20 protein-coding genes are annotated in these 25,080 nt (G+C 38.3%); 11 read left to right on the top strand and 9 right to left on the bottom strand.

Annotated features, from left to right (window positions below; genetic code table 11):
- Window positions 1-2: 2 nt before the first annotated feature.
- Entirely contained in the window at window positions 3-2,585 is a 2,583-nt protein-coding gene (locus ACZ5QH_RS09740; RefSeq protein WP_303576202.1) for a type VI secretion system Vgr family protein, read from the bottom strand.
- A gap of 53 nt (window positions 2,586-2,638) precedes the next feature.
- On the bottom strand, window positions 2,639-3,898 hold the full coding sequence (locus ACZ5QH_RS09735) for a hypothetical protein (protein ID WP_303576203.1): 1,260 nt from the start codon (window positions 3,896-3,898) through the stop codon (window positions 2,639-2,641).
- A gap of 398 nt (window positions 3,899-4,296) precedes the next feature.
- On the opposite strand from ACZ5QH_RS09735, the gene ACZ5QH_RS09730 reads away from it, so the two are divergent.
- Window positions 4,297-4,908: a superoxide dismutase gene (locus tag ACZ5QH_RS09730; RefSeq protein WP_275059535.1), complete on the top strand. Its 612-nt coding sequence runs from the start codon at window positions 4,297-4,299 to the stop codon at window positions 4,906-4,908.
- Window positions 4,909-5,130: 222 nt separating this feature from the next.
- Here ACZ5QH_RS09730 and ACZ5QH_RS09725 read toward each other — a convergent pair whose 3' ends face one another.
- Window positions 5,131-5,673 (bottom strand): Mpo1 family 2-hydroxy fatty acid dioxygenase, encoded by a 543-nt coding sequence (locus tag ACZ5QH_RS09725; RefSeq protein WP_303576204.1) that lies wholly within the window; start codon window positions 5,671-5,673, stop codon window positions 5,131-5,133.
- A 333-nt stretch (window positions 5,674-6,006) separates the two neighbouring features.
- Between ACZ5QH_RS09725 and ACZ5QH_RS09720 the strand changes: the two genes are divergently transcribed.
- The gene (locus ACZ5QH_RS09720; RefSeq protein WP_303576205.1) at window positions 6,007-6,708 is read left to right on the top strand and encodes a Crp/Fnr family transcriptional regulator; all 702 of its coding nucleotides are present in this window, start codon (window positions 6,007-6,009) and stop codon (window positions 6,706-6,708) included.
- A 168-nt stretch (window positions 6,709-6,876) separates the two neighbouring features.
- Window positions 6,877-7,284 carry a hypothetical protein gene (locus ACZ5QH_RS09715; RefSeq protein ID WP_303576206.1) on the top strand — a complete coding sequence of 136 codons (408 nt, stop codon included), beginning with the start codon at window positions 6,877-6,879 and terminating at the stop codon, window positions 7,282-7,284.
- A 343-nt stretch (window positions 7,285-7,627) separates the two neighbouring features.
- Here the strand turns inward: ACZ5QH_RS09715 and ACZ5QH_RS09710 are convergent, their stop codons facing one another.
- Complete coding sequence (locus ACZ5QH_RS09710; protein ID WP_004720940.1) at window positions 7,628-8,110, bottom strand: hypothetical protein; 483 nt, start codon at window positions 8,108-8,110, stop codon at window positions 7,628-7,630.
- Window positions 8,111-8,212: 102 nt separating this feature from the next.
- On the opposite strand from ACZ5QH_RS09710, the gene ACZ5QH_RS09705 reads away from it, so the two are divergent.
- The 6 genes from ACZ5QH_RS09705 (at window position 8,213) to dapC (ending at window position 15,243) form a co-directional block, all read left to right on the top strand.
- The gene (locus tag ACZ5QH_RS09705; protein ID WP_004720941.1) at window positions 8,213-8,950 is read left to right on the top strand and encodes an AzlC family ABC transporter permease; all 738 of its coding nucleotides are present in this window, start codon (window positions 8,213-8,215) and stop codon (window positions 8,948-8,950) included.
- Window position 8,951: 1 nt separating this feature from the next.
- Entirely contained in the window at window positions 8,952-9,287 is a 336-nt protein-coding gene (ygaH, locus tag ACZ5QH_RS09700; protein WP_004821146.1) for an L-valine transporter subunit YgaH, read from the top strand.
- Between the two features lie 168 nt (window positions 9,288-9,455).
- On the top strand, window positions 9,456-9,953 hold the full coding sequence (locus ACZ5QH_RS09695; protein ID WP_303576207.1) for a metal-dependent hydrolase: 498 nt from the start codon (window positions 9,456-9,458) through the stop codon (window positions 9,951-9,953).
- A gap of 190 nt (window positions 9,954-10,143) precedes the next feature.
- Complete coding sequence (purT, locus tag ACZ5QH_RS09690) at window positions 10,144-11,352, top strand: formate-dependent phosphoribosylglycinamide formyltransferase (RefSeq protein ID WP_004720948.1); 1,209 nt, start codon at window positions 10,144-10,146, stop codon at window positions 11,350-11,352.
- Window positions 11,353-11,378: 26 nt separating this feature from the next.
- Window positions 11,379-14,045 (top strand): [protein-PII] uridylyltransferase, encoded by a 2,667-nt coding sequence (gene glnD, locus ACZ5QH_RS09685; protein ID WP_056510738.1) that lies wholly within the window; start codon window positions 11,379-11,381, stop codon window positions 14,043-14,045.
- A 28-nt stretch (window positions 14,046-14,073) separates the two neighbouring features.
- Window positions 14,074-15,243 carry a succinyldiaminopimelate transaminase gene (dapC, locus tag ACZ5QH_RS09680; protein WP_303576208.1) on the top strand — a complete coding sequence of 390 codons (1,170 nt, stop codon included), beginning with the start codon at window positions 14,074-14,076 and terminating at the stop codon, window positions 15,241-15,243.
- 51 nt (window positions 15,244-15,294) lie between these two features.
- On the opposite strand, the gene ACZ5QH_RS09675 is transcribed toward dapC, so the two are convergent.
- A complete protein-coding gene (locus ACZ5QH_RS09675) occupies window positions 15,295-17,517 on the bottom strand; it encodes a TonB-dependent receptor (RefSeq protein ID WP_303576209.1) in 2,223 nt (740 codons plus the stop codon).
- A 413-nt stretch (window positions 17,518-17,930) separates the two neighbouring features.
- Here ACZ5QH_RS09675 and ACZ5QH_RS09670 point away from each other — a divergent pair, with 413 nt between their 5' ends.
- A complete protein-coding gene (locus tag ACZ5QH_RS09670) occupies window positions 17,931-19,124 on the top strand; it encodes an efflux RND transporter periplasmic adaptor subunit (RefSeq protein WP_303576210.1) in 1,194 nt (397 codons plus the stop codon).
- A gap of 1 nt (window position 19,125) precedes the next feature.
- The gene (locus tag ACZ5QH_RS09665) at window positions 19,126-22,296 is read left to right on the top strand and encodes an efflux RND transporter permease subunit (protein ID WP_303576211.1); all 3,171 of its coding nucleotides are present in this window, start codon (window positions 19,126-19,128) and stop codon (window positions 22,294-22,296) included.
- A 245-nt stretch (window positions 22,297-22,541) separates the two neighbouring features.
- Here the strand turns inward: ACZ5QH_RS09665 and ACZ5QH_RS09660 are convergent, their stop codons facing one another.
- The 4 genes from ACZ5QH_RS09660 to msrB form a co-directional block, all read right to left on the bottom strand.
- Window positions 22,542-23,162 carry a LysE family translocator gene (locus ACZ5QH_RS09660; protein WP_239045758.1) on the bottom strand — a complete coding sequence of 207 codons (621 nt, stop codon included), beginning with the start codon at window positions 23,160-23,162 and terminating at the stop codon, window positions 22,542-22,544.
- Between the two features lie 73 nt (window positions 23,163-23,235).
- Window positions 23,236-24,081: a helix-turn-helix transcriptional regulator gene (locus tag ACZ5QH_RS09655; protein ID WP_004821129.1), complete on the bottom strand. Its 846-nt coding sequence runs from the start codon at window positions 24,079-24,081 to the stop codon at window positions 23,236-23,238.
- A gap of 35 nt (window positions 24,082-24,116) precedes the next feature.
- Entirely contained in the window at window positions 24,117-24,599 is a 483-nt protein-coding gene (locus tag ACZ5QH_RS09650) for a glutathione peroxidase (RefSeq protein WP_303576212.1), read from the bottom strand.
- Window positions 24,596-25,015: a peptide-methionine (R)-S-oxide reductase MsrB gene (msrB, locus tag ACZ5QH_RS09645; protein WP_004720961.1), complete on the bottom strand. Its 420-nt coding sequence runs from the start codon at window positions 25,013-25,015 to the stop codon at window positions 24,596-24,598. Before msrB ends, ACZ5QH_RS09650 begins: the two co-directional genes overlap by 4 nt.
- Window positions 25,016-25,080: the final 65 nt, after the last annotated feature.

Genomic DNA, 25,080 nt, shown 5'->3' with positions numbered 1-25,080 from the left:
ACTCACGAAAAATTCTTTTTTGTTTTTACTTTTGGTTCTGGAGGTAAATTTGGAGTATTGGCCTCAACTTTTGCCCCACTTGTAAAAATTTGTTGTCCAGATTTTACTTCAAACTTTCCTCCTGTTTTTGAGAAAATACCTGAATTATTTATCTGAACCAATGAACTCCCACCAATCAGTTTTATTTCTTTAGAAGCAATAAGATAAATCGTATCTTCCGTCGAAATAATTTGAATGTCATTTCTTGCAATAAGATCCATTACATTATTTTGTGCCTGAACTTCAAATTTACCTTTACCTGTAATTAGCTTCATATCATCGGTAGCTGCAAATAAGCTGACTTTATTTTTAGCATGTGCAATCAAGTTATTTTGAGTGCTGAAATGAATACTATCTTGTGCAACATTATTGACCTGACCATCAGCAGATAAATGAATATCACGAATTGTTGATAGAGCAATTCCAGCAGGAGAAGTCAACAACATTAAATTTTGATTGAATTTAGCGATATCAGTTTGTATTTGTTCAGCAAACAGTTTTAAATTTTTTAACAATTCAACTTCATCAGTTTTTTGATTTTTAGCTGCTTCATTAAGTGAATTTGCCGAATATTCACTATTATTTAGCTGTTTTTTTGCTTCTTCTGCATTTAAGTGATTTCCTGATGCTTGAGACTGTTGATAGGTTGAAAGAAGTAAGCCATCACCTGCTCTAAGCGCTCCCCATTGATCCGTCCTTAATTCAAACCCCTCACCACGACCATCACTTTCTGCGGTTTCTTTGGGATGACTTAGATTGCCTAAATTTAGCTGTGTTGCACCGTGGCTAGATTGTAGCTGTGTACTTAGTTGCCCAGTGCTATCGTCAAATCTGAGTTGCCCAAAGCCTTCCCCCGAAATCTCTTTTGATCGAATACCACTCAGCTTTTTGGTTTCTGGCAATTTGCCTTTGATATCAAATTGGGTTGGACTTCGATGCCCTTCATGGATTCGTCCTGTAACAAAGGGTCTGTCAATATTACCATCAAAAAAATCAATCACTACCGTCTCACCAGCACGAGGTAGAAATCTTGCACCATAACCTACACCTGCCCAAGGCGTTAGTACATCTACCCAAGCTGAATCTGTGTCATTGTCATTAGAACCTGCACCTCCATCATGGACATGATCTTCAATTCGAGTAAACAGGAAACGAACTTTTATCCGACCCCATTCATCCACATAGATTTCTTCACCATCACTGACCACTTTGGCACGTTGTACGTGAGCCGTCGGTCGATGTTTTAAAGGGTCATATTCAGGAACGATATCAATGTTACGACGAACTAAGGTAAGCTCATTGGCTTGACGTTCTTGCTCACTATCTTTATTGCTTTGCCAATGACTCAATGTGAGTAACTTTTCAACGTGATCTTGTATATCTTTAGGAAGATTATTTTGATTGTAAAAGTGCTTACTCAATGTAAGCAGTTCCTTATCGGCCCCACTGTGATTTTTTTCCAGCTCGGGATGATCAGTCAATTGAAACCAATAGCCAACCTGTGTATCACGGACACTGCTATGTGCTGTAAAATATTTTGCTTGTAAAGCTTGGTATTGATTGAGTTGTTTATTCAGTTTATCGAGTTGACTATTCCCAGATGCGGTAGCCTGGTCTTCACCTTTAAGATCACGGATCCATGCAGGAGAGATATTCCAAGCTTGTTCTAAACTTAAGCTTTCATTATCACGTTGTGCGCTGTGTTTGTGTGAACTGAGGACGGAACCACTGGCATCTTCTTGAGTTAAGCTGTCTGCTTGCCAACGCTGGACGTGGATCGCTGTAGATTGTAATTGTCTCTTTGCGATAAAACTGGTGATACTGTCATACTGTTCCGTCGCATTTGAACGATGATAACGAATGGTTCTACGTTCAAGGGCCTTAAATTGGGCATTGTCATCAATTAATCTTAGTTTCTGTGGTTCAATACTTTGACTAGTACTAGGAACCAAGTAATTCGACTCATCAATCAGCCAGTTAATTGATTCTTCACGTAAAATCCGAGTGAGGTATTCATAATCAGATTCGTTTGATTGCATGGAGAATGGACGGATATCATAGTCTTTGATTAAGCCACTGGTATCCAGTATTAAACTTGCTGCAAACAAGGCACTTTTGGACTGCCATTCTTTTACGATAATTTCGCAAATTTCAACAACGCTCTTATCCATGAACACACGGCTATTACGTCTTTTATGCCAAAGAGAAGTTGGATCTTGCATGATCAAGCGATAAAGACTAAACGCACCATCGGATTGTCCTTGACTTGCACCTGTGATAATCCCTGTCGTTCTAAACAACCTGCCTGAATCTGTAACTTGGTCCACACTCACCTGACAACCAATAAATTGTTTTAATTCTATGAATGGGTTTGATGATAGGCAGATAAGCTCTGCCGATAATCCCTCGTTGATAGCATGATAGCCATCAATCCGCTGCAACATTACTTGCGAACTGAGTTCCAAATTTGAAAATTGAACATTAATTACTCTCTTTTGAGTTCCAAAGCCGAACTTATCTAAAATAGTAAAAATATTATTTAACATTATTATGACCTTATTTTTAATGTAGAAAACGTTAACAGAATGATTAGATATACTCAAAAATTATTCGTTTCATTTTGTTTCAATGTTACTAAAATTTTTTGATATTTTTGGATAGTGTATCGCTCAATTTTGTATTTTTCTTCAATATTTTCAATACTTAATCGTTCTAAATCATATTGATGTTTAAGTACCCAAGCTTCTATTTGATCTTGTTTAGTAATACCCAGAAAATTTCTCAAAATCATTCTATTTTTAACAATATATTTTTCTTTACGATTGAGTATTTTTGCAATTTCAGAAATTCTTAAATGTAAAGAAAGCAATATTTCTTGATTCTGTATACGCCAGGCTTGAACTTGATCATTGTAGTGTGGGATGTTAAGTAGTTTTTTAAGCTGCGCCTTTTTACTATTTACCTGACTTGGTTTGATATTGAGCCTTTTTGCCAGATCTTCTTTACTTAGATTGGTATCTAGTAAAATTTTTTGATTTGCGATTAGCCATGCTCGATTTTGGTCTTTCACTTTTGGTGTTTTTAAAGTTTCTCTTAACTTTACTCTTGCTCTTAAAATTTGCCCTGTGGTCTTTTGGAATCGTTCAGCCAGCTCTGCAACTGTTTTACCCTGATTTAACAATTCATCTTTATTACCAATAATCCATTGATATTTATCTAGTTTATTCTTTTTAAACTGTTCCGAAAAACTTAACTCTCCAAGTTCTTTACGAATACGGTTATAAATTTTTTGCGCACGAAAGTGACTAATATTGTGAGTTATTGAAATTTCTTGAATACTCATTCCAACCATTTGGTCTTTATGCTCTTGGAACCATAGTTCTTGTAAATCATCAGATTTCTTTTTTCGAATTCTTTTTCTTGTTGGAATACTGATCAAATCAGCTAACCATTTTTTATGCTGATACACCTGATTCCGATTTAAACCATATTTTATTTTTAGTGTTTCAAGACTGTCGTATAAAAGTTCTTCTTGATGCTCTAAAAGCCAATGATCATTGCGATAGATAAATTTATTTTGTATCCCTAAAGTTCGTCTGAATTTGGCAATAATACTATTGCTTAAACCAAGTTCCTGCTCAGCCTCACGAATTGAATGCACTTTAAGAAATTCTGCAACTTCGGGCGTTAAAATATTAGAAAACTGACCACCAATACCATCTCTAGGTGTCAATGAATATGGCCAGCCTTTATAAGCCATGATGCCTGAAAAAGACTTTCGCTCTTCATAAACATCCCAATCATTACCTTCCCAGTCTTTAATCGTTCTTATTGGATAAAGTTTATACTTTTTAGACATAACCACTAAAATTCATTATGTTAATTAACCACATTATTATCAATATTAACTTAACAATAAAAGGGTTTATTAATAAATTTTTTAATTTACATCTATTTTTGAATATTAAACCGCCTCCGAAAGTATACTTTTAGATGAATTCTAGATTAAGTGAAGCTGTATAAATCATGAAATTCAAATGATTAATTTCTAATCACAAAAATATCTAATATATTCGAGCTTTACAAAGATTAAAAAATTCTCCTTTCTTCTTTTCTACAATCTCAGCTTATTACATTATTCATATTTTGAAATCAGCTACACAATAATAAAGTTAAGTAGGTTGCACTTTTGATGTTCATATATAATAATGATAATTATTAACATTATCACTACACTTAACATTACAGGATTGCTTCATGGCTTACTCTCTACCACAACTGCCTTATGCATACGATGCACTTGAACCTAATATTGATACAAAAACAATGGAAATACACCATACCAAACACCATCAAACCTATATCAATAATATCAATGCCACAGTTGAAGGCACAGCATGGGAAAAGTTGTCGATTGAAGAACTGGTTTCAAAAGTGAATGAAGTTCCTGCTGATCTTAAAAATAGCGTGATTAATAATGGTGGTGGACATGCTAACCACTCTTTATTCTGGACAGTAATGAGCCCTCAAGGTGGTGGTGAGCCAATTAAACAAATCGCTGAAGCAATTGACAGAGATATTGGCGGTTTTGAAAAATTTAAAGAAGCCTTTACCAAAGCAGCACTGACACGATTTGGTAGTGGCTGGGCATGGTTAAGCGTAACCCCTGAAAAGAAAGTCATCGTAGAAAGCAGTGCCAATCAAGATTCACCACTGATGAATGGCAATATCCCAGTGCTGGCTTTAGATGTCTGGGAACATGCTTATTATTTAAAATACCAAAACCGTCGTCCCGAATATATTGCGGCATTTTATAATGTTGTGAATTGGGAAGAAGTGAATCGCCGTTATTTAGAAGCAATCCAATGAAATACTATACAGACCATATGACGATGCCAATGTTCAATTCTTCACTGATTAAAAAAATAAAATTTTATATTGGTTGCGCCATTTTTTTCTTTGGTTTAGTGATATTTATCAAAGAATTCTTATTCTAAAACAAACAAAAATATAGAAGTCGATACCCTTTAAGTCAGTTTAAATTACTGCCTTAAAGGGTTTTATCATAATTTAGATTGGTTATCTTTCAAATTATTTCGCGTGTAAAACCTGTAATGATTTTTCATCCATTGCAGTACGTTGCTTTCTGGCTTCTGCTAGCATTTTTTCTTGTAGATCTTTACGAAAACCCAGCAAGAATACAAATTCAGCCAAGACAAATAATGGACCAATCGCTAAACCAACTAAATCGTCAACAAATGCAGGTTTTTTCTTTTCATAAAAATGCCCTACAAATTGGAATACCCATCCTACAACAAAAGTACCAATGCTGATACTTAGCCAAGTACCCATGCCTAATTGGGCAATTTTATAGGCAAATGGATAGGCCACTGCATAAATAAGCAACATTAAAAAGCCGAATGATTTATCCAGACTTAAATAATAAATCACACTTAAAACCAGTAGAATCAATGCCAAAGTGATTTCAAAACCTGAAAGCATCACCCCTGCTCTAGCCGTTAAACACATGATTGAAAATACGATCATCGGGATACCAATAAAATGCGTAAATACATTTTTATGGTCTAAATGATAAGCTGCGTACTGGCTAAGAAGTTGTTCTAATCTGTTCATTTTCAGCGTCCTTGTTAATCTCTTCATTTCACTATATAAAAACGCTAAGATAAAAGTTGTCGTCTAGCTGACAAGTTGAATTGATTTTTCATTTAAATTTGCAAAGAATTAGATAACAACAGCTTTCACAATAAATTTATTGATACATTATGGCCTGTGACTCTGTCATATTCACGCTAAATCGTTGCTCTTAAAGGAGGATTGTAAATGGTTCTACTCAGCGCTTATTGCCACTGATTTTATCTAATGTAATTTCTACCCTACTAAGTATGCAGTTAGATATATTTAGAAAATCAAAGCAAAGATTAACAATGATACATAAAAGGACATATTGTGCTGAATTCAACGGACTTTGAATTATTATCAAAGAATTTATGGTATTCACAACTGCCTATTCCTTTTCAACAATTGATTCAACAACAAGCCCATTATCAAAAATTTGAGCGTGATCAAGCGATTTTCAGATCAGGCGATCTATTTAATGGTATCTATGCGGTCTTAGATGGGCGGGTACGCTTAGGCTATATTGATATTGAAGGAAATGAATCTGTTGCTGCTATTGCCGAACCGATTATGTGGTTTGGAGAAATTTCTTTGGTGGATCAGCAACCACGTTCTCATGATGCCATTGCTGTTGGAAAATGTTTAATTTTACATTTACCCAGCCAAGCGATTCAGAAAATTTTAAATGACTATCCGCAATATTGGTTCCATATCGCCCAATTGACCAGTCAAAAACTTCGCTTTGCTTTTTTAGAGCTCATCTCAATTCAAACCCAGCATATACAACAACGATTGGCTCAACGTTTGATGTTTATCTTAAACGGCTACGGCAATCATATCCGTATTGAAAATAACATCATTCATTTATCTCAAGAACAATTGGCATTGCTGCTCAAGTGCTCACGTCAAACTATTAACCAAGAATTACATTTACTCGAACAACAGGGCGTTTTAAAAATTGCCTTTAAAAAAATAGAAATATTAGATATCAATCAATTACATTCTATTGCCCACTCACTCGGCCAACTCTAATTTAACACATTACTTTTCTACTTTTAGACAAATATTAAATTCACCTTAAACAGCTGGAATATATAATCATTTTATAAATAAAATATACAAATTATTTATTCTACTTTGTGAAAAATACAATTATATTTTAGCTAGGCGCTAATGCCATCTCAATAAAAGTTGAAATAAATGAAAAAAATCACAACATTGCTCACAGCGGGATTATTCACTGTACTTAGCGCTTCTGCATTTGCATGCCCTAAAGGTACAACATTGGTTGGTGGTACAGGCCCAAACCATAAAGGCGGCAAATGTGTTGCGGCAAATCCTGCAGCTCAAGCGACTCAAAAAGCGACGGCTGCAAGTACAAAAGGCAAAGCTGATGCAACTCAAGCAAAAGACAAAAGTGTAGCTGCAACCAAAGCTGTTGAAGCAAAACCGAAAGAAGCTGCGACAAAGCTAAAAACTGAAACTGCTGCAAGCAAAGCAAAAGCTGAAGCAACAACCAAAGCAGTAAAAAATGACGCTGCTGCAAAATCAACTGCTGCCAAAGACAAAGCAGTTAAAACTGCATCAACCAATCCATTAAAACCTTAAGTAACACCGAACGTACTTAACCTAGATCTGTATCAATAAAAAATGGCGCATATTTGCGCCATTTACTAGGGTCTGTTGACAATTCGTCTATGTTTGCGACTACGTGTGTTTTTTAGGCGATACAAGGCACGAAATATGAAATTTAGTCATTCTAAATGAATAGTTCGTAACGACGTAGCGGCAAAAAACACGCTAGTCCCGAAGGGTTGTGGCTAAAATTATCTCAGTCTACGTTATGAAACTCGAAAATAGTCTCGCTATTCTCTTCGTTTCATGCCTTGCCTGCTCAATTTTAACCTACAACGCAAGCCATTTATGAAATGTCAACAGACCCTAAGATCCTTTAAAAAATATTATTATTTGCTTTGGTATTACCTAAACTTGGATTTTCAATTGCATCTTTGCACTGGGCTTTATCACGCTCATATTGCGCTTGATTTTTTTGCATTTCACCATCTTTTTCCAATGTCGATCTTGCCCAAGTATCTAAACTGGTCATGGCCTTACGACACAACGCGTATTTACCTTCTGTCACTGAATCGGTCATTTTGACATTGATACGCCAGTCTGTACTGAGTTTCCGTAAAGGTTTACGTACATTGTCTTCAATCAAATTCAATTGCTTACGGTAGACAAAGGGTTCCACCTGATTAATCAGTTTCCATGCTTCGTTGGCATAGGTTGTCGCATCATTGGTTAGTTTTGGCGCAGCTTTAATTTCAACTTTTTCTTTAGGTTCAGAAGATGAATTACCACATGCTTGTAAACCTAAAACACCTAACACCAAGGTCATACTCAATAATAATTTCGACTGATTTGCGAACATAAAGTTACGCCTAAATAAACATTTCGCTACTATGCTAGTAAATTCGGGTAGAATACACAATCTTGATTTTACCTTTTGTTTTACTCTCGTTTTAGGTGTCCTGTGTCAGAGCACAATCCCTCAGTCCAAACTGCTGGCTTTTGGCAAGGCGCTAAAGACAGTCAAGCCATCATCTTTACTTATCTGCCTGTATCTTTTGCCTTTGGTGTATCCGCGACCCAATTTGGTTTTAGTGCATGGGAAGCCTTATTTCTATCTTGCTCTATGTACGCTGGTGCTAGCCAATTTCTTGTGGTTGCATTATTGGGCAGTGGCACATCTATTTGGATGACAGCACTTACAGTCATTGCACTGGATATTCGCCATGTACTTTATGGGCCAGCCTTACAAAACTTGATTCAAGACCGTTTAAACCTAAAAAAGACCGCAGTATGGGCATGGGGTTTAACCGACGAAGTTTTTGCGGCTGGAATGATTAAACTTTCCCAACGTCGTCAAGAATGGTCAGAGTCTTGGATGCTAGGACTCAGCTTGTTTAGCTGGATGTCATGGGCCTTGGGTTCATTTTTAGGTGGTTTATTTGCAGATCAAGTCAGCGACTTGCCGCAATTTTTACAAGCCGCTTTAGACTTTTTGTTACCTGCATTGTTCCTAAGCTTCTTACTGGCAGCCTTTGAGAAAAAACATACTTTTGTGGTTGCTGTATCTTTAGTGGTTTCCGCATTGGCCTGTTATTTTATCAATATGTCGGCAGCAATTTTTATTGGGATTGCATCTGGAATTTTAGCGGGATTATTTAAACATTATGTTTTAAAGCAAACTGATGAAGTGAGTATTTAAAGTGGATTTACAGATTATCTTGGTGGGGATATTGGTCGGTATTGCAAACTTTGCTTCACGCTTTGGTCCATTCTATCTGCTGCAAAAAAGTCAACAACACACGCAATCCCGTGGCGCAACATGGTTAAAAATTGCATTAGGCAGTATCGGAATTGCAGCAATCAGTTCAATGTTAATTGTTGCAACTCTCCCACCATTGATCGAAACGCCAAATAAAAGTTTTGCAATGTTGGTGGGCTTTATTGTACTCACAGGATTATATTTTAAATTTAAAAGAATTGTTTTAGCAACACTCACAGCAGCATTGGCCTATGGTTTGGTCTATACCTATCTGTAGTTTTGTTGTTTGAAATATATTTTAATGCATTAGCAAATCAGCGTTTAAATTTAAAGTCTCTAGGATTTAAAATACTTTCATTTAATCAATTTACAATAAAAAACCATGTGAATTAATTAGTTGTGTATGATTGCTTTCAAATATAATATTTAAAATACTCAACTCGATATGTTTATCGCACACTTACCTTCTGGCTATATCTTGGCTAAACTTTTACTCAAGAAATTTAAACAGACAAAAATCACCAATAAAGCTTTTTTTACGCTGATTATGCTTGGTGCAGTTTTTCCTGATATTGATCTATTCTATTTCTATTTATTCGATCATAGGTCGGTACATCACCATAAATATTTTTTACATTGGTTTTCATTTTGGATTCCAATCTTTCTAATCGCTTTATGTTATTTCATCCATTCAAAATACACGGCTAAACCTGCCCTGATGATCAGTCTTTTTTTGGGTGCTGCCCTACTACATATTGGCTTGGATACTTTTGTAGGTGATGTTTGGCTTTTTGCACCGTTTATTGATCAACCCTATGAGTTTTTTGAAGTCAGCTCACGTTATCAGCCGTGGTGGCTAAACTTTATTCTGCATTGGTCGTTTTTTGTAGAATTACTGATCTGCCTCATTGCGTTGATTCTGTTGGTTCGTAAAAAGAATTGATCAAAAATTATTGATCAGTTTTCTTGCGCAAATTCAAAGCCACTTCATTTGTAGTGGCAAACTGCCTATAAGCTAAAAACTTTATAAAAAAATCTGTTAGACAATATCATTATTTTATGTCAATCAGCCCTTAACACACGCCTGAGTTCTGCTATGCTAACAGTCCATAAGACAAGCATGGAAGAATAGCATGAGCGTTACTATTGGTACCCCACTTCAATCATCTGCATTTAAAGTTTTACTGTTAGGTTCAGGAGAGCTTGGTAAAGAAGTGGTGATTTCATTACAACGACTTGGTGTTGAAGTTCACGCGGCAGACCGCTACGAAAACGCACCTGCCATGCAAGTTGCTCATTTCTCTTATGCCTTAAACATGGCAGATGCAACAGAATTAAAAGCTTTAATTGAAAAAGTAAAACCCAATCTTATTGTTCCAGAAATTGAAGCGATTGCTACTCAAGTATTAGTCGAAATCGAACAACAAAATATTGCAACCGTGATCCCTTCTGCAAAAGCAGTGAATTTAACCATGAACCGTGAAGGGATTCGTCGCTTAGCGGCGGAAGAACTTGGTTTACCCACTTCCGCTTACCGTTTTGCCAATACCTTAGAAAGCTTCCGTTCTGCATGTGATGACATTGGTTATCCGAACTTTGTTAAACCTGTAATGTCTTCCTCTGGTAAGGGGCAATCTCGTGTCAAAGAATATGCAGAAGTAGATGCGGCTTGGGAATATGCTCAAACTGGTGGTCGGGTAAATCAAGGTACAGTCATCGTTGAGTCACAAATTGACTTTGATTTTGAAATCACCTTACTCACTGTACGTTCGAAAAATCCAGAAACAGGTGAAATTGAAACCGCTTATTGTGATCCAATTGGGCATCGTCAAGATTCAGGTGACTATGTAGAAAGTTGGCAGCCCCAAGCAATGACAGAAGCAGCTTTAAATGAAGCCAAACGCATTGCCAATAAAGTCACTGTAGCACTTGGTGGCTGTGGGATTTTTGGGGTAGAACTGTTTGTAAAAGGTGATAAAGTATGGTTTAGTGAAGTATCACCGCGTCCACACGATACAGGCTTAGTCACACTTGCATCACAATTCCAAAGCGAATTTGAATTACATGCACGTGCAATTTTGGGTTTACCTGTCAATACTGAACGACATAGTATTGCTGCAAGTGCTGTAATCTATGCAGGTGTAGATGCAAAGAATCTTTCATACGCTGGCTTAAATCTTGCTTTGCAAAATCCTGCGACAGACTTACGCCTGTTCGGTAAACCTGAAGGATTTAAACGTCGTCGTATGGGCGTGGCAACAGCACGTGCTGAAACAACAGACCAAGCACGTGAACTTGCACAAGAAACGGCTGCAAAAGTCACTGTTCATTTAAACAACTAGCCAATATATTTGCGGACAAGACATCCATGATCAACACCTCTCCTCTGTTGGAATATGTAACTGATATACATGACATTAAAGCGATTAATCAATGGCGTAGCGATGTTGAGCAACAGTTAAATGAGGCCTATGATCATGGTACAACAATACGCGAAATTGTCCGTACCCGTTCAAATGTGGTAGATGAAGCCCTTATGTTTCTCTGGAAGCATTCAGGGCTAGATCAAACAGATCTCGGTTTATTTGCTGTTGGTGGCTATGGGCGACGCGAAATGTTGCCCTATTCCGATGTCGACATCATGATTCTTTCAGAAGAAGATCTTTCCCCTGAACAAGAACAAACGGTGACGCAATTTATTTCTACACTTTGGGATGTGGGGAATTTTAAACCGGGTGTCAGTGTACGTACCATCCGAAGTTGTTTTGAACAAGCCACCAATGATCTCACTGTGGCAACCTCGCTGATTGAAGCGCGATTAATTATTGGCAATCAACATCTGGCAAGATGGCCTCGTCGTGTCGTTTCCCAAACTTGGACAGATAAGACTTTCTTTGATGCCAAGATGGATGAACAAGCGCAACGCTATGCACAACATAACAATACTGAAAGCAATTTAGAACCCGATATTAAAAATGCACCCGGTGGTATTCGAGACATTAACCAAATTGGCTGGATTGCCAAACGGCATTTTCGGGTCAATCGTATTTACGACCTAGTTCATTTGGGTTTTATTTCTGAATTTGAATTGGGCGTCCTAGAAGAAGCTGAAAACTTTCTTTGGGAAATCCGCCATCATTTACACCGTTTAACCAAACGTGATGAAAATCGCCTATTGTTTGATTATCAACGTGATATTGCAGCTAAATTTGGCTATACACGAGAAGATGATCATCATCCAAATTATCCAATTGAACAGTTCATGAAGCGTTATTATCGTACCGCGCAACAGGTTTCGACCTTAAATGAAATGTTATTGGCTTATTTTAATGAATCGGTGATTACCCCACGCTTACCCGACTATGAACGTAAAATCGAAAATATTAACGAACATTTTAAATTGGTTGATGGCAAGCTTGCCGTTCAACAACATAAAACCTTTTCCGAAAATCCAAGCGCTATTTTAGAGATTTTTTATATCTTGGCGAATCGCCCTGAAATCGAGGGTATTCGTGCACGTACACTGCGTCTTTTGACTTTAGCAGCAAAACGCATCGATCAAGCTTTTCGTGATAATCCGACCCATCAAGCATTATTCATGGCGATCATTCGCTCTCCATATCGTTTATATGAAACCATGGTGGCAATGAAACGTTATGGTGTATTAGGAAATTATATTCCTGCATTTGGGCAAATCATGGGACTGATGCAATATGACTTGTTCCATATTTATACCGTCGATGCACATACCTTACTGTTAATTCGAAATTTAAATCGTTTTAAAGAACCTGGCTTTGCCAAAGATTATCCTGTTGTCAGTTCTGTATTTCAACGCTTAGTCCGCCGTGACATCGTATTCCTTGCTGCATTATTCCATGATATTGCCAAAGGCCGTGGTGGAGATCACAGTGAACTTGGCGCTGAAGATGCAATTGAATTCTGTCTTGCCCATGGGTTTACTGAGCGCGAATGTAATCTGGTTGCTTGGCTCATCCAAAACCATTTACTGATGTCGATGACCGCACAGAAAAAAGATATTTCAGATCCAGATGTGGTGAAAGAGTTTGCTGAAAAGCTTGGTGATATGGAGCATTTAGATTATCTCTATACGCTGACAGTTGCCGATATCAATGCCACCAATCCAAAACTTTGGAATACATGGCGCTCTTCTTTGATGCGTCAACTCTATACCCATGCGCGTGATGTAATTCGTTCTGGTTTGGGTCGACCTGTTGATTATCAAATGCTGATTGAAGATACCAAATTCTCTGCAAGCGAAGTCTTGGTGGATGAGTTTCCACTCGATCAAGTTGAAAAGGTTTGGCAAGAGCTTGGGGACGAATACTTCCTTAAAGAATCCGCAGATGAAATTGCATGGCATACCCGCGCCATTTTGCAACACGGCGACAATCCTGCACCATTGGTGCTCATGCGTGCGCACCGTAAAGCAGCACAAGATGCTGTACAGATCTTTATTTATACCCAAGACCAACCCAATCTGTTTGCCACTACAGTGGCAATTTTGGATCGTATGAATCTGGATGTTCAAGATGCACGGATTATCACCGCAACCAAAGCATTTAGTTTAGATACTTATGTGGTCTTGGATCGTTTCGGTACCTTATTAACCGATCCTGAACGTGAAGAAACAGTCAAACAGGCGTTAATTAAAGCCTTAAGCGAATCAGATAAATATCCGGGTTTGATGCAACGTCGTATTCCACGTCAACTTCGTCACTTCGATATTGAAAATACTGTGGATGTAACACTTAACGAAGCCTTACAGCAAAATATGGTAGAAATCTCTACCCTCGACCAACCGGGCTTACTTGCACGCGTTGGGGGTTTATTTATGATGCAAGGTTTAGACATACATTCTGCTAGAATCGCCACGCTGGGTGAAAAAGCAGAAGATATTTTCTTTGTCACCAAAAAAGATGGCACCCCCCTCACTGAAGCTGAGGCTGAAGTCTTTACCGCAAAATTAAAAGCGGCATTAGACGAAGCATCCAATCAAATCTGTGGGCAACATTAATCTTACTTTCTATCGTGGTAATTGTTTCATGAACTCTAGTTTGTCTTTATTACATCCTTATCCATTTGAAAAGTTAAGCCAGCTTTTTCAGGATGTAAAACCTGCAGATTTACCTTTGATCCCACTTTCAATTGGAGAACCAAAGCATCCTGCTCCTGAGTTTGTGAAGCAAGCGATCATTGATAATTTTCAGCACCTTTCAACTTATCCAAACAGCAAAGGTTTACCTGAACTTCGTGAAAGTATTGCTCAGTGGCTAACCCGTCGTTTTAAACTGAATGCAATCAGTGCCGAAGATCATGTCCTTCCAGTAACAGGTACACGTGAAGGGATTTTCTCTTTTGTACAGGCCTTGATTAATCGTGATGATACACCTTATGTAGTAATGCCTAATCCGTTCTATCAGATTTATGAAGGTGCGACACTTTTAGCTGGTGCCAAGCCATACTTTGTCAACTGTACCGAAGACAACAATTACCTCGGTGATTTTGATGCTGTACCTGCTGAAGTTTGGGAAAAAACTGCACTTTTGTTTGTTTGTACGCCGGGAAATCCTACTGGTGCGGTACTTTCAAAAGCACAATTTAAAAAGCTAATTGCACTTTCTGACCAATATGACTTTGTGATTGCTTCTGATGAATGTTACTCAGAATTGTGGTTTGATGAAGCACCGATCGGTTTATTAGAAGTCTGTGCTGAATTAGGTCGTGACGACTATAAAAATTGTATCGTATTCCATTCTCTGTCTAAGCGTTCAAACCTACCGGGTATGCGCTCAGGTTTTGTTGCTGGGGATGCAAACTTACTTAAACCTTATTTAAAATTCCGCACTTATCACGGTGCTGCAATGCCAGTCCAACATCAATTGGCTTCAATTGTTGCTTGGAACGATGAAACACATGTTGAAGAAAATCGCAGACTGTATCGTGCCAAATTTGATTTGTTCCAAAATGAACTCGGTCATCTTTTTCCATTACAAAAGCCTGATGCAGGCTTCTATTATTGGTTAAAAGTCGATCATGATGAAAACTTTGCCAAAATGTTAATGGAAAAAGCCAACATTAAAGTTTTACCGGGGCGTTATTTGTCTCGTGATACTGAACAAGGCAATCCTGGTGAAGGTCATGTTCGTATGGCATTGGTCGCAGATATTGCTCAATGTGAGCAAGCGATTCAACGTCTAAAAACCATTTTATAAAAATATACTGTTATAAAAAATGCCCCAAATTTGGGGCATTTTTTATGGTATTTAAAAATCAAATGCAGCACTTAACATGAATGTACGAGGTTGCCCAGCAACCAAGTAACCGTTATTGGTGTTAGAAGTACTGTTGATGTTGTCGAATAGACCAACTGATGACCAATAATTTTTATCGAAGACATTATTTACACGGAAATTAAAAGTTGTCGGTGTTTGCCCCAACTGAGTTTTATATGTCGCACCAAGATCTAAAGTTGTCCAATCACCTACTTTCAATTTGTTGTCTAAACTCGCATAAGTCGAACCTGTATAGGTGACTTGAGCATTTAAAGACACATCGTGAACTGTTGGCAATTTCCAATCAGCACCAACATTTGCTTGAAATTCTGCAACACCCACTTCCTTTTTATTATCGTAGTTAACATTTCCTGTATTTTTTTGCTTTGCATCAATCCAAGTTGCGCCACCTAACACTTTTAAAGAATCAGTCAATTGACCAAAAGTATTGAGTTCAACACCACGATGTACATATTTACCCGCATCACTAAAAACACTGTTTTCAAGTACTGCGCGCTGCTTATCGATATCAAACAAACTTAGGCTTGCACCAAACTGATCATTTTCATATTTGGCACCAATTTCTTTTTGTTTAGCAACGAATGGTTTGAGTGTTGTGGTTTCTTTCGTCGTTGAATTGGTATTACTCAAACCTTTAGCTAAAGATTCAATATAATTTGCATAAACTGAAACTTCAGGCAGAATTTTATAACTTAGACCTAAAGCAGGGGTAAACTTACTCTCATCATATTCGCCAGATTTAATTAAAGTTCCATAATTATAGTTTTCTTGCATGATGGTTTGATAACGTCCACCGAGCATAACTGTTAATTTATCATCTAAAGCTTTGAGGTTATCGCCAATGGCAATACTTCTTAAACGCGTCCGAGTCGTTAATTTAGGCGTATCTAAGTTATTCCCAAACAATGCATTTTGTGAATAAGCAGGTTGATCATACTGAATTGGATTATAGATATTGTTGGCTAATGTATTTTTATAGTCCATCACATAAGCATTGTGGGTGTTCTGTTGAAATGCCGATGCAGATAGCACTAAATTATGTTCAATTGAACCTGTGTTTACTTTACTACGCACACCAACTTCGCCAGTATTGACCATATCTACACGCGCATTGTCAAATCGATAAATGGTTCCCGCGCCTGTTGTCTGATTGGTCAATGTCATATTTGCTAAACTGTTTTGCTCTTCGCCATGTCGAAAACCATAAGCAGCATAAGCTGTTAAATTATCTGCTAAATCATATTCAGCACGATAACTTCCGAAGATATCCTCTTCATTTGAATACGTCCATTTTTGTGCAAAGTTATCTGAGCCATCAATTGCTTTCGGAATCTCGGTAATACCCGCGCCTAAAGTCACGTTTGGACGAGTCGCTTTTAAACGATTATTCACATAACCCATATCGCCAGAAAGACGTAAACGATCACCACGGTAATCCAAACCTATAGAAGCTAAGCCTAAAGATGCTTCTTCATTATCAACAGCAGTATCACCGCCATGATATGCTGTGTTTACTCGTACGCCGAATTGTTGATCTTCACCAAAACGGCGAGAAATATCATTGGCAATATAACCGCCATTAAAGTCCGTACCTACTGTGACACGATTAAGTGGTTCGTTACTTGCACGTTTCGGCAATAAGTTAATTGCACCACCAATCCCACCATTACTTGGCATTGCTCCATTTAAAAATGAGGATGCCCCTTTTAATACTTCAACACGTTCAAACAGCTCTGCAGGAATATACTGACGTGGTAAAATTGAATATAAGCCATTATAGGCTGTGTCGTCTGAGCCCAAGTTAAAGCCACGAATATAATAATTTTCTTGGAAATTACCAAAACCGCGTCCGACACGAACACTTGGATCCGCTTTTAAAACATCCCCAACACTTTTTGCTTGTCGCTCTTGAATATATTGATTGGTATAGCTGGTTAGATTAAACGGTGTATCTATATTTTTCTGATTGCCAAATATCCCAACTTTACCACCAGAAGCCACCTGCCCTCCAGCAAATGCTGGCATTAAACCCTCTGCTGATGCATCTGCACTTGCGACTACTGTAATCGTACTCAGTTGTTTTGCATTACCATTGCTCGACTGAGACAATGAAGCATCTTGTTGTTCAGCATGCGCAATTGCAGCACTTGTCGCCACTGCCATCATCACAATTAAGGGTTTAATTTTTCGCATAGGAGGCTCTAAAACAGTCATCTAAATTAAGCCGCCATATTAAATGATAATCACTCTTACTTAAACTTACTTTCTCATTTTGTAAGCGTGATTTTTTAAATAAAAAAGCAATATCTCATGGTATTTATTTATTAAAAAATATTATAAATCTCAATTAGTCATGTAGTTTTTATACAAAATAATGCTTGTTTTTATCATTTTTATATTAAAAACATATAAATAATTTTAACCGCTCAAGCCATCTAATAATCAAGGCCTTAAAACAACAAATATCACTAACTTCAACGACCTCTCGATAGCAAAATTTATCCGCTTAACTTTCAAAAAATCACATTAAGCGCTGTATTGCAACTTGACCAAACATAGAGCCTTTAGAGATACTCAACTTATCTCTACTCATTTAAAAAACTAAAATGAAATCGCATGACCCAATGAAAAAAAAGCGCATAAACTCAAAACTCGGGATCATTATTGCAATTATTTTTATTGTGCTAATCGTAGCTTTTATTGGATGGAAATCTTCAAATAAAAAGCAGCCTTCTCCAGAAAATGCAGCAACATCCGCTTCTAGCGCAAAACCAGCACTGACTGTAACGGTGATACAACCCGAGCTACAAAACTGGAAGCAAAACTTTACAGCCAATGGCAATATTGCTGCATGGCAAGAAGTGGTGATTGGCAGTGAACTTTCGGGGCAACGAATTACCAAAGTCAATGTCAACGTTGGAGATAGCGTACAACGTGGGCAAGTTTTGGCTGAAATTAACAGTGAAAGTATTCGTGCTGAATTGGCGACAGCAAAGGCCAATTATGCAGAAGCGAAAGCTGTGCTAGCTGATGCCAGTATCAATAATCAACGTATTCAACAACTCAAAAATACTGGTGCAATTTCACAACAAGAAGCGACAAAATACCTGACTTCTCAAACTACAGCACAAGCCCGTTTAGATGCTGCTAAAGCCCAAATTGACAGTAATCAGCTTCGTTTAACACAAACCCAAGTGATTGCACCCGATCATGGTGTTATTTCAGCACGTACAGCAACAGTTGGCTCATTGGCACAAACGGGACAAGAACTGTTCCGCTTGATCCGTGATAACCGTTTGGAATGGCGTGCCGAAGTAACCTCGACAGACTTATATAAACTTAAAAAAGGCATGACAGCGCATATCATCTCACCTGATCCTAGCCGTTCAGCCGTTTCAGGTAGCGTTCGGATGATTGCACCTGTCATTGACCCGCAAACACGTTATGGCTTGGTCTATGTGGATATACCTACCACTGATGCTGTTCGTATGGGTATGTTTGTCAAAGGTGAGTTTGATCTAGGCGAAAAGCCAGCACTAACAGTGCCTCAAACCGCAGTACTTTTACGTGATGGTTTCTCTTATGTGTTTATTGTCAATAAAGATAATCGAGTAACTCAACAGAAAGTCACACTTGGTCGACGTTTAAATGATCGTGTTGAAATTGTTGATTTAGCAGCAAACACTCAACTGGTTGCATCTGGAACAGGATTCTTGTCAGATGGTGATTTAATCAAACGTGGGCAAGCGATTCCAGATACACCATTGACCAAACAACTCGTTAGCACGCAGGAGAAATAACATGAATTTCTCCGCTTGGTCGATTAAAAATCCGATTCCCGGTATCTTGCTTTTTATCATGCTTGGTTTAGCGGGTTTGATGTGTTTTCATTGGATGAAAATACAACAATTTCCCGATATTGAATTACCAATGGTCACGGTCACAGCGGCTTTACCCGGTGCAGCACCACCGCAACTGGAAACAGAAGTTGCACGTAAAATTGAGAACTCGATTGCAACTTTACAGGGACTTAAAAATCAATATACCAATATCCAAGATGGTGTAGTCACCGTAACCGCAGAGTTTCAACTGGAAAAACCACTGCAAGAAGCTGTTGATGATGTCCGTAACGCGGTTTCACAAGTACGTTCAGATTTACCTGCGGATCTTCGTGATCCAATTGTCAGTAAAATCAATCTTTCAGGTTCACCGATTCTCACCTACACCATCCAATCCCCTCGTATGGATGAGGAAGCACTGTCTTGGTTTGTGGATTATGACGTTGCACGTGCAATGTTAAAAGTCAAAGGCGTTGGTGCGGTTTCTCGTGTAGGCGGTGTCACGCGTCAAGTTGAAGTTGAATTAGATCCTGAAAAACTCTTAGCATTAAATGCCACAGCAACAGACATCACCCGACAATTACGCCTTGTTCAACAAGATGCATCTGGCGGACAAACCAAAATAGGCGGCAGTGAACAGTCTATTCGTACCATTGCCACAGTTAAAACTGCTGCTGAAATTGCAGCAATGGATATTGCCTTGAGTGATGGTCGCCATATTCGGCTGGATCAAGTTGCCAACATTCGCGACGGCATTGCTGAACGACGTTCTGCTGCACTGTTAAATGGCTACCCTGTGATTGGCTTTGAAATTACCCGCAGTAAAGGTGCAAGTGAAGTTGATGTTGAAATCGGAGTAAAAGAGGCACTTGAAACATTAAAAGCAGCGCATCCCGATATTAAAATCACTGAAGCATTTAACTTTGTAAATCCTGTGGTTGATAACTATAAAGGCTCAATGTCCTTGCTGTATGAAGGCGCACTGCTTGCAATCTTGGTGGTTTGGTTGTTTTTACGAGATTGGCGTGCCACCATCATTGCGGCTACTGCCCTGCCTTTATCCATTCTACCTGCCCTAATTGGCATGTATTACTTAGGTTTTACTTTAAATATTGTCACACTGTTAGCCATGTCGTTGGTTGTTGGGATACTGGTCGATGATGCCATTGTAGAAATTGAAAATATCATCCGGCATCTTCGAATGGGGAAAACGCCTTATGAAGCGGCCATGGAGGCAGCCGATGAAATTGGTTTAGCCGTGATTGCCACCACTTTCACCTTGATTGCAGTGTTCTTACCCACTGCCTTTATGAGTGGTATTGCAGGTAAATTCTTTGTGCAATTTGGCTGGACAGCGGCTTTGGCTATTTTTGCCTCACTCTTGGTGGCACGCTTACTGACACCTATGATGTCAGCCTATATTCTTAAACCTTGGGTTGGTAAAGTTGAAAGTCATCACGACAATCAAGTATTAGATGATCAAAGCCAAGCAATCAAAGATCATGGTGATCTTGAACTTCAACATGATCGTGCCAAAGATGGTCGGGTGATGCGCGCATATATGCGAATGGTCACGTGGTGTTTAAATCATCGTTGGATCACCTTAAGCAGTGCCATCATATTTTTTATCGCTTCACTGATGCTCATTCCATTACTCCCTACAGGCTTTGTTCCACCACCTGACACTGGGCAGACCCAAGTGCGTGTTGAGCTTCCACCAGGTTCACAATTTCCAGATACCTTAAAAGCAGCAGAATACGCGCGTAGTTTAATTAAGGATCATCCTGAAATTAAAAGTGTCTATACCACGATTGGTGGTGGTTCAGCAGGTACAGATCCTTTTGCGGGTGGTGCATCAAGTGAACCAAGAAAAGCAACCTTAACCATTCAAGTCACAGCACGTTCAGACCGTGCTGCAAGTTTGCAAAAAATTGAAAATGACTTGCGCCAACGTTTAGCTCCACTGCCTGGTGCACGGATTCAAGTCGGTATTGCAGGCAATAACAGCCAATATCAAATTGCGCTGTCAGGTGATGACCCAGATGTATTAATCAGTACAGCACGTCAAGTAGAACGAGAAATCCGGACTATTCCAAATATTGGTAGTATTACCTCAAGCGCAGCATTGATTCGCCCTGAATTGGTGATTCGCCCTGACTTTGCAAAAGCTGCGGATTTAGGCATTACCACACAAAATATCGCTGAAACTGTGCGTATTGCCACGGCGGGAGATTTTGATCAAAATTTGGCAAAATTAAACCTTTCGCAACGGCAAATTCCGATCGTCATCAAACTGCCCCTGTCTGCACGTCAAGACCAAGACCTGATTAAACGCTTGATGATTACAGGCAGTAAAGGTCCAGTGATGTTAGGCACCATTGCACAAGTTAATATTGAAAGTGGTCCTTCACAAATTGATCGCTTTAACCGTTTACGTAACATCAACTTTAATATTGAACTCAATGATCAGCCTTTAGGCGATGTTGCGGCTGCTGTAGATAAACTTCCAACCATCAAAAACTTACCTCCGACGGTAAAACGTACCAATCTGGGTGATGCCGATGTGATGGAACAGCTCTTTGCAAGCTTTGGTTTAGCTATGCTCACAGGCGTATTGTGTATCTATGTGGTCTTGGTGCTCTTGTTTAAAGACTTCTTACAACCAATCACCATTTTAGTAGCATTGCCTTTGGCACTGGGTGGTGCGTTTGTGCTACTGCTTTTAGCAAAAAGTAGTTTTTCGATGCCAAGTTTGATTGGCTTAATCATGTTGATGGGAATTGCCAGTAAAAACTCGATTCTTTTGGTCGATTATGCAATTATCGCCCGTAATGAACGGCAGTATTCACGTATGAATGCGCTCTTAGATGCCTGTCATAAGCGTGCACGACCCATTATTATGACCACTTTAGCGATGGGTGCAGGTATGTTTCCAATTGCCTTAGGAATAGGTACAGATCCAAGTTTTAGAGCACCGATGGCAATCTCTGTAATTGGTGGACTGATTACCAGTACCTTCTTGTCGTTATTGGTTATTCCTGTTGTGTATACCTTTATTGATGATATTCACAACATGTTATTTAAGCGCAATAAAGCCAATAAATCGAAAGAAGCAAGCGTATCTCATTCTTGATTTTTAAAATTGAATGAGATGACAACATAATGTAAAAGAGAAAGCCTATCTAGATCTTTATTAGACTTCTTTCATAAGTCCTTTTTAAAACCATAAATCAACATAAAAGCACCCTCATCCTAGCCTTCTCCCAAAGGGAGAAGGAACTTTCAATACCGATATGATTCACTCCACATGATCATTTTTTGATTTATCAAAGATCTTTATCAGATAGGCATGTTTTTATTTGGGCTAATTTTATTTGATTAATTCAGCAACAAAGCTGCGGCAAATAAGCCAAAGCATAAGGATGAAAGATAATAAATATATTTGATTTTGGTTTTAAACCAATGCATAGCTTTATTTTGGGTCATCAATCGCACCAGAAGCAAGTTCCAGATCAAAACTACACTCACCATCCACAAACAGGTTAAAGTCAGTTGAACAACATTATAGTGCTGATAAATTGCCATAATAATACTGCTATAAAACAGAATATTTTTAGGATTTAATAAACTCGACTGTATCCCCAGCAAGACATATTTTATCCATGCAAAGGTGGGTTTATTTTGGTGTTCTATATGGTAATCCACTGTTAGTTTAGCTTGTTGTGCAAATATGAAACACCGATAAGACAAATAACTTAAATAAGCAATACAGCCCCATTTTACCAGCTTTAAAATATCATCATCGAGTTTGCCAAGAAAAAACAATGAACTCAAAATAAGGCCTATCACGGCAACATTTCCCAAGACGATCCCTAAACAAACAGCTCTCGCCGCATGTGGCCCATTTCGAAACAATGAGGTTAAAATAAGAAAAAAATCAGGGCCGGGTGAAAGTAAAGCAATAAAATGGGTGACAATCACAATAAAGAACAGTTGCATTACTCGATCCAAAAAAATATTTAGTTAAGCTTAAATATTTTTAGAACCTATTATCTTGTAGATAATTGCGCAGTTAGAGCATGACAAACTGAGCTTGAAACTGCTTCGGTGTGATTCCAGTATGCGATTTAAACACATGATGAAAATGACTTTGGTCTGTAAACCCCAAATCATGAGCAACTTGAATAATTGCTTCTCCAGACTTCAAACTCTTTCTGGCTATATTTATTTTTTGATTTAATTGATACGCATGTGGTGTTAAGCCAAAATTATTTTTAAACAAGCGAATAATGGCATAACGACTAATCCCTAGACTTTGACTGAGATCTTCTAAAGAAAGCATCTGTTTACTATGCTTCATATCATCAATCATTGCACCCAAATGCTTTTGAAAATAATCAGACTGCTTTAATAAGGTAAATTCAAAATTGGGCAATAATATTTCACTCAGGACTTCAATTAATTGTTGTTGTTTGAATAAAATCGATATAGTTGGATCAAATAACAGCTGATTTAACTGCGTAAATGCTTGGTATATATGTGGGTTTGTTAAAATTTGTGGTTTTAGCAACGGAAGATGATGGGGATAAAGCTGCTCAATATCTTTGACTAATTCTGAAAAAAGTTGAGCAACCCAATGTGCATCTAAATGCATCATTTGATAACTCCATTCTTGATTTTCCAGTGGATTACATGCGTGTTCCACCTCAGCAGGAATGATTACTACGCTTCCTGTTTGAATTTGCTCTTCGCTGGCAAAATAGCTACTAAAGCGACTTATTCCACAATCCACAGCACCAATCGAAAAGGTCGGATGGCTATGTGATTTATAGCAAATACGGCTTTGACATGCCCTACGTGTTTCGACATAGGGCATTTGCGGATCAGTCCAAAATTCAACTGCAGTGTCTAATTGCATCATATCCTCAGTCTTATTTTGATCTGTACAACAGGTTATTCTGCTAAAGCTTTTTCAATATCCTGTTCTATATCCTCAGGCTTCGTGGTTGGTGCATAGCGGTTAATCACTTCACCTTTCTTATTTATTAAGAATTTGGTGAAATTCCACTTAATGCCACTGCCGAGTATGCCCTTACTGTTATTGGTTAAATAACGGAATATCACATGCGCTTCAGGTCCTTTTACATTCACTTTAGCGAACATTGGAAAAGAAACACCATAATTGCGTTGGCAATAAGTGCCGATTTGCTCATTTGTACCGGGGTCTTGTCCACCGAACTGGTTACAAGAAAATCCTAAAACTTCAAGACCTTGGTCTTTATATTTCTCGTAAACCTTTTCTAATCCTGCAAATTGTGGAGTAAAGCCACATTTACTTGCAGTATTTACAATCAATAAAACTTTTCCTTCATAATCAGAAAAAGATTTATTTTCACCCTCTAACAGCTCAGCCTCAAACTGATAAATGTTGGTCATGGATACGTTTCCTCGTCGCCTTTTTCTTGTGATTTTAATTCTAAAGAAGCGGAATTTACGCAGTAGCGTAAGCCCGTTGGTTGTGGTCCATCTTCAAATACATGCCCCAAATGAGCGTCGCAATGATGGCATATAATTTCTACACGTTCCATACCATGTGAATGATCATCTTGTTCTTCTATAACAGTATTATTGATCGGTTTAAAAAAGCTCGGCCAACCACAACCACTGTCATATTTGGTTTCAGAAGAGAATAATTCTTCCCCACAACATCGACATACATAGGTTCCATGCTGCTTGGAATTCCAATACTTTCCAGTAAAGGCAGGTTCAGTGCCCTTTTGTCGAGTGATTTTAAATTCCTCTGGTGATAACTCTCTTTGCCATTCTCGGTCTGTTTTATTGAGTTTTCCCATCATTAAACTCCTTTAAATCTTTGACATTCAATGTCATGCTTCAGTACTTCCATATTTACGCTAGA

Source organism: Acinetobacter sp. Ac8 (assembly GCF_055392545.1).
Note: the sequence above shows the minus strand (reverse complement) of the source record. Positions and strands in the feature narration are given on the sequence as shown.